6 protein-coding genes and 2 rRNA genes are annotated in these 6,000 nt (G+C 58.5%); 2 read left to right on the top strand and 6 right to left on the bottom strand.

Annotated features, from left to right (window positions below; translation table 11 throughout):
* The first annotated feature begins 321 nt into the window (after window positions 1-321).
* Complete coding sequence (gene fba / locus B5D32_RS06635; RefSeq protein WP_078784297.1) at window positions 322-1,185, top strand: class II fructose-1,6-bisphosphate aldolase; 864 nt, start codon at window positions 322-324, stop codon at window positions 1,183-1,185.
* A 73-nt stretch (window positions 1,186-1,258) separates the two neighbouring features.
* Here fba and B5D32_RS06640 read toward each other — a convergent pair whose 3' ends face one another.
* On the bottom strand, window positions 1,259-2,125 hold the full coding sequence (locus B5D32_RS06640; protein ID WP_078784298.1) for an AAA family ATPase: 867 nt from the start codon (window positions 2,123-2,125) through the stop codon (window positions 1,259-1,261).
* Window positions 2,126-2,197: 72 nt separating this feature from the next.
* On the opposite strand from B5D32_RS06640, the gene B5D32_RS06645 reads away from it, so the two are divergent.
* Entirely contained in the window at window positions 2,198-2,818 is a 621-nt protein-coding gene (locus B5D32_RS06645; protein ID WP_078784299.1) for a carboxypeptidase regulatory-like domain-containing protein, read from the top strand.
* Here the strand turns inward: B5D32_RS06645 and B5D32_RS06650 are convergent.
* The 5 genes from B5D32_RS06650 to B5D32_RS06665 form a co-directional block, all read right to left on the bottom strand.
* Window positions 2,815-4,044 (bottom strand): recombinase family protein, encoded by a 1,230-nt coding sequence (locus tag B5D32_RS06650; RefSeq protein WP_078784300.1) that lies wholly within the window; start codon window positions 4,042-4,044, stop codon window positions 2,815-2,817. The genes B5D32_RS06645 and B5D32_RS06650 overlap by 4 nt on opposite strands.
* Complete coding sequence (locus B5D32_RS15665; protein ID WP_276327515.1) at window positions 4,031-4,162, bottom strand: hypothetical protein; 132 nt, start codon at window positions 4,160-4,162, stop codon at window positions 4,031-4,033. The genes B5D32_RS06650 and B5D32_RS15665 overlap by 14 nt, the downstream gene beginning before the upstream one ends.
* 101 nt (window positions 4,163-4,263) lie before the next feature.
* Window positions 4,264-5,262, bottom strand: coding sequence for an alpha/beta hydrolase (locus B5D32_RS06655; protein ID WP_159446996.1), 999 nt, complete (start codon window positions 5,260-5,262; stop codon window positions 4,264-4,266).
* Between the two features lie 396 nt (window positions 5,263-5,658).
* Window positions 5,659-5,775 (bottom strand): 5S ribosomal RNA (gene rrf / locus B5D32_RS06660).
* 100 nt (window positions 5,776-5,875) lie between these two features.
* Window positions 5,876-6,000: ribosomal RNA gene (locus B5D32_RS06665) — 23S ribosomal RNA — on the bottom strand; the annotation flags it as partial.

Below are 6,000 nucleotides of genomic sequence, written 5' to 3' on the forward strand. Positions count from 1 at the left end.
CTGCTTATTGATGGGCTTTTCCACCGTTTCCACAGAGTTTTCAACAGCCGTTGTGGAGAAATTTTCCACATAACAGCCCGGATAAACCGCGCTGTCAATCTGGAATAATGCCGATTTTGGCCGTTTTTCCGCCCCGTTCCCTGACAGAATTTACAAATTTGCCACAAATTCCGCAGGTTTTGCTCCATGGTGACAAAAGTACATCCTCCGCAGCGAAAAAACCTGTTGATTTTTTGTCAAAGTCAGGTTATAATAAACTTGATGGCGCACCGGACCTCGGTACGTCAACCACTGATAACGTTTTACGTGGAGGTATGAACTATGCTGGTAAATGCTACCAATATGCTGCTGAAAGCGCGCGATGGCCACTATGCAGTCGGTCAGTTCAACATCAACAACCTGGAGTGGACCAAGAGCATCCTGCTCACTGCGCAGGAGATGAACTCCCCTGTCATCCTCGGTGTCTCTGAGGGCGCAGGCAAATATATGACGGGCTTCAAGACCGTGGCTGCCATGGTCAAGGCCATGGACGAGAGCCTGGGCATCACCGTTCCCGTTGCCCTGCATCTGGATCACGGCACCTATGAGGGTGCCAAGGCCTGCGTTGCCGCCGGCTTCACCTCCATCATGTTCGATGGCAGCCACTACTCCATCGACGAGAACGTCGCCAAGACCACCGAGCTGGTCGCCCTGGCCCATGACCACGGTCTGTCCATTGAGGCCGAGGTCGGCTCCATCGGCGGCGAGGAGGACGGCGTCATCGGCATGGGCGAGGTCGCTGACCCCGCTGAGTGCGCCAAGATCGCCGCTCTGGGCATCGACTTCCTGGCTGCCGGCATCGGCAACATCCATGGCAAGTACCCCGCCAACTGGAAGGGCCTGGACTTTGTTGCGCTGGACAAGATCCACAACGCCACCGACAACATTCCTCTGGTCCTGCACGGCGGCACGGGCATCCCTGACGAGATGATCAAGAAGGCCATCTCCCTGGGCGTCTCCAAGATCAACGTCAATACCGAGTGCCAGCTGAGCTTTGCCGATGCTACCCGCAAGTACATCGAGGCCGGCAAGGATCTCGAGGGCAAGGGCTTTGACCCCCGCAAGCTGCTCGCTCCCGGCGCAGAGGCCATCAAGGCTACCGTCCGCGAGAAGATCGAGCTGTTCGGCTCCGCCAACAAGGCTTGATTTCCTAGCTGCTGCTTAAAATAAACACCACCGCCCGCAGGTATGGTTTAGCACCACGCCTGCGGGCGGTTTTTTATTTAAATTCATCTTTGTGGCTCTGGAAAAATTCCCACGTTGCCCGCACGTTTTCCAGTTCCGTCCAACGCCTTGTTGCAATAGGCTCGCTGTCCAAATCGTAAATCCGCGCTCCCGGCATCGCCAGCAAAAACGGCGAGTGGGTCGCTATGACAAACTGGCAGTTATAAAACCGCGCCGAATCATGCAAAAACTGTGCAAGCTCCAGCTGCCGCGCAGGTGAAAGACTGTTTTCAGGCTCATCCAGCAAATACAGTGCGTCCTCACGAATGCGCTCGCTGAACACGGCCAGCGCGCTCTCGCCGTTGGAGCGGGTGCGCACATTGGCAGGCAATGTGCGGCGTGCCATCTGGGACTGGCTGTATCGCCGCGCGGCGCTTACCTGCTTGAGCCGGTCATAGTCCTTCATGCCTTGCATCTGAAACTTTTCCCGCCGAAGGTCGTTGTAATCCGCAAACATCTGCTCACGCCGCATGTCCACGCCATCGTTCAGCGCCCGCAGATCGAGCATATAATCAAACACATCGTCGCTTGTCAAAATCATGCTGCCCGTGGGTATGGGGCGCATAGTCCGCGGCTCACACAGGCGCGCATAATCGTCAAAAAAAGGCGTGCGATTATACTCTGCGCGGCGGTAAAGCCGCAGGGCATCGGCCATTACATTTAATAAGGTCGTCTTGCCGCTGCCATTGCCGCCGTACAGGATCGTGATCTCAAGAAAATCCAGCTCGGGCAGCGTGCGGCCCTCGAACAATCCAAACGGATAGTACGAGTCATAACAGGTCTGCCTCGCGCGCGGACTGAACGCCATGTAGTTCGCTTCTTGTGCCCGGTCTGGGAACCGGAACCCGGAAAGATATACCATAATCGCTCCTCCTGCCCCCATTGTAACACAGTTGTGCGCGTTTGCATAGCGTGGGGCAGGAGGTGTTTTTATATGTCCAAAGGCAGTATACTGATCTATACCTCTGCTGCCGGGCAGGCCGCGCCGCTGCCCGGCGTGACCCTGACCGTAACGGATGCGGGCGGCAGCATCCGCGCCCGGCTCGTCACCGATGCGGACGGCTTTGCCGAAGCCGCCGACCTGCCCGCCCCCGATGCCGCCTACAGTCTGGATGCCGCCAACACAACGGTGCAGCCCTACGCACTCTACCGCATTGAAGCTGCATTGGACGGCTGGCAGCCCCTTGTGCTGAACGGCGTGCAGGTCTTTGACGCCCAGCAGACCGTGGCGCGGCTGAACCTGCTGCCCGCAGGAGCGGCCCCCGCTTCCGCCGTCAGCCGCACGGGGGAGGTCGAGACCGACATCGTCACGATCCCGCCGCACACCCTTTTTGGCGGGAACGGCGGCAGCGGCCCTGCGCCGGAGGAACTGCTGCCCGGCAGCGTGCTGAACCGCATCGTCGTGCCGAAGAAGATCACAGTACACCTGGGCAAGCCGTCGGCCAACGTCCGCAACGTAACGGTCAGCTTCCAGTCCTATATCGCCAACGTCGCGTCGAGTGAGGTCTACCCTACCTGGGATAGCGCACCCGGCACACGGCGCACTTCTATTTAAAAGCTCCACCGCAGCTCTATACGGCGTGTGCCGTCCTGCGGCGGGTAAACGGTAATGCTTTGCAGCAGGGCCGCGGCTTGGTCCTGCGTCAGCTGCCCCGGCGCAGCGGCATAGCGGGACAACTGCTTTTCGACAAGCGCCTCGGCGTCGCACAGCGGCCAGTAGGGCTGGCCCGGGCAGGCGGTCTTGCTCCGGCGCGCCGTGCGGCAGCGGAAGTACCGCCGCGCCGCCGCGCCGGTCAGCTCCATCTTGCCTCCGCAGACACCACACCGGACAAACCCAGCCAGCGGGTGGCGCGCTGCCGCTGTCTGTCCGCCATGCGCCGCCAGCCGCGCCTGTACCGCTGCAAAATCCGCCCGGCTGATGAGCGGTACGTGGGTGCCGGGTACGATGATCCAATCCTCCCGCGGCAGGCGGATGACTCTGCGGGACTTGTAATTCAGCTTGCGCACGCGGCCCTGCTCCAGATCGCCCGCGTAGGTCTGCGTGGACAGAATGCGCCGCACCGTTGCCTTGCACCACAGCGGCGCGGGCGTGGGGCGCGGCTGGCCAGCACTGACCGCGCGGTAGGCGGACGGCGGCGGCACGCTCTGCGCGTTGAGGGTCTGGGCGATCCTGCCCACGCCGTTTCCCTGCAGGTACAGCGCAAATATCTGCCGCACGACCTGCGCGGCAGGTTCGTCCGGGAGCAGACGGCTGTGATCCTGCGGATTCTTCCGGTAGCCGTAGAGCGCAAAGCTCGCAATGTAGCTCCCGCTGCGCCGCTTGTGGTCCAGCACAGCCCGCACATTCCCGGACAGATCCTCCAGGTACCACTCATTGATAAGTCCGTTGATTTGGCGTGCCTTTTTGCCTGCCGGGTCGCAGGTATCCACATGGTCCAGCACCGCGATGAACCGCACGCCCCATTCCGGGAACAGTCCGTGCAGATATTTTTCTACCAACTCCATGTCACGGGTGAACCGCGACTGTGTTTTTGCCAGAATGACCTCAAATTTGCCCGCCCGCGCGTCGGCCAGCATCGCGTTGAAGCCTGGCCGCGCACGGTCAATGCCGGAGTAGTCCTCGTCGGCGTATACCCTATAAATACGGTAGCCGTGGTCCGCAGCCCAGGCCAGCAGCAGCGCCCGCTGGTTGCGGATGCTCTCGGACTCGCGCGCGGTCTTTTCCTCGTCCTCCTTGCTCAGGCGGCAGTAGACCGCCGCCCAGCCCTTACGCGGTGGCATCGGTGCCGCCGTCCTTTGGACCGTTTATCAGCCGCAGCTGTTGTAAAAGGTGTTCAAGGTTTCGCCGCCGCTCCTTCTCGGTTTCCGACTGGAAAAACTCGATAACGGTATACTGCATTCTCACCCCTCCCCTGCTGCATTGTACGCCGTATCCTGCCCAGGCAGCACAAAAGCGGCACAGCCTTCGCCGTGCCGCTTTTTCCTATCGAATCCGACGCATTACGCCATATAAGGCGCAATAAAATCAAACACCGTATCCCAGTAGCTGTCCCCCAGTGCGTACATGGCCTCACCGTGGCCCGCGCCCTCAGCGGTCAGCTCAGCCTTGTTGTCGCCGGGCTTGGCATTGTACAGTGTATCCATCATCTCGTAGGGGATGAAGTCGTCCGCCGTGCCGTGGATGAAAAGCATAGGCTTTTCGCAGTGCGCTACCTGCACAAGGGCGCTCGCTTCGGTGAAGCTGTACCCTGCGCGCAGCCTGGCGACACCGCTGGCCGTATACAAAATCGGGAACTCCGGCAGCCCGAACCGCAGCTGCAACTCACTGGAAAAAATATCCCACACACTGGTGTAGCCGCAGTCCTCCACGAAGGCTTTCACATTGTCGGGTGTGCTCTCCCCTGCCGTCATCATCGTTGTAGCCGCTCCCATTGAGATGCCGTGGACGACGATTTTTGCTTCGGGGTCCTGCTCGATAATATAGTCGATCCATTGCAGGACATCCTTGCGATCCAGCCAGCCCATGCCGACATAGTCGCCCTCGCTCTCGCCGCAGGCCCGCAGGTCGGGTGCGATCACTTGATAGCCAGCTTCATAATAGGGCGCTGCCAACTGCAGCGCGCCTGTGTAGTCACCGCGGTATCCGTGCAGTACAAGGGCCCAACGGTGCGTGTCAGCGGTCTCTGCATTGGCGTAGTAAACGCCGTGCAAGGTCAGGCCGTCGTCCGCGGTCAGGGTCACATCCCGGCCAGGGTGTTCCTTCGTGAAAGTATCGATCTTACTTTTATATGCCGCGCGGTTGTCCTCCATGACCGCCTCAACACTGTCCGCCGGTGCATCCACCTCCAGTGCCACCTCTCGGTCACCACCGTTGCCGCTGCGGCCAATCGCATAATTGACCAGATAATTACTGATAAATATCAGCGCCGCAGCCAACGCAACGACCACTACGCCCGCTGCGATTAGAAGTTTCTTTTTCGTGTTTGCTTTCGTTTTCACTTTGCTTTCCCTTTCTACCATTGCATGATTGCTCAACAATAGTTGCCAGTATACCGCAGAGTTCTTGATTTGTCAACAGTATAAATAAAAAAGTAAAGGCAATACCGCATAATTCTAAGTGCCGATACGGCGAGCGAGGTGCGGCAGCTGCCGGAGCGGTGCTTAAGCCGTAAGGCGGGAATTATGCGGTGTTGCCTAAAGCTGGGCGTTCTTGCAGGCGTATCGTTTCCTCCCTCCGACTGCTGTACCCGCTTGCGGCAGTAACAGGCTTTCCGAAGAATCTCTGTAGGGGCCGGACATGTCCGGCCCGCCGCCTTCCTCTATCGTCCTTTTCCGTTTCCGGCATTCTGCATAAACAAAAAAGCCCTGCTCAAATCTGAGCAGGGCTTAAAGAGAAGCCGGCATCTACCTATTTTCACAGGCCGTTTCCAGCCAACTATCTTCGGCACAAGTGAGCTTAACTTCTGTGTTCGGAATGGGAACAGGTGGAACCTCACCGTCATCGACACCGGCCATTCACATGGCGCTTGTCATGCTTCTCTTTTGTTGAGGATGTACCCTCAAAACTGAATATCGAACTGCTTTCTTAGCAAATAGAGTATCTGATCAAGATGGGGTCAAGCCCTCGACCTATTAGTACACGCTAGCTGAACGGATCACTCCGCTTACACTGTGTGCCTATCAACCTTGTAGTCTTCAAGGGGTCTTACCTGATTGACTCAGTGGGATATCTTATCT

The organism is Gemmiger formicilis (assembly GCF_900167555.1).
Taxonomy (GTDB): Bacteria; Bacillota; Clostridia; order Oscillospirales; family Ruminococcaceae; genus Gemmiger; species Gemmiger formicilis.

Excerpts from the sequence above, each read along its gene's own strand:
- B5D32_RS06640 (WP_078784298.1), bottom strand. The coding sequence starts at position 2,125 with ATGGTATATCTTTCCGGGTTCCGGTTCCCAGACCGGGCACAAGAAGCG.
- B5D32_RS15665 (WP_276327515.1), bottom strand. The coding sequence starts at position 4,162 with ATGCAGTATACCGTTATCGAGTTTTTCCAGTCGGAAACCGAGAAGGAG.
- fba (WP_078784297.1), top strand. The coding sequence starts at position 322 with ATGCTGGTAAATGCTACCAATATGCTGCTGAAAGCGCGCGATGGCCAC.
- B5D32_RS06650 (WP_078784300.1), bottom strand. The coding sequence starts at position 4,044 with ATGCCACCGCGTAAGGGCTGGGCGGCGGTCTACTGCCGCCTGAGCAAG.
- B5D32_RS06645 (WP_078784299.1), top strand. The coding sequence starts at position 2,198 with ATGTCCAAAGGCAGTATACTGATCTATACCTCTGCTGCCGGGCAGGCC.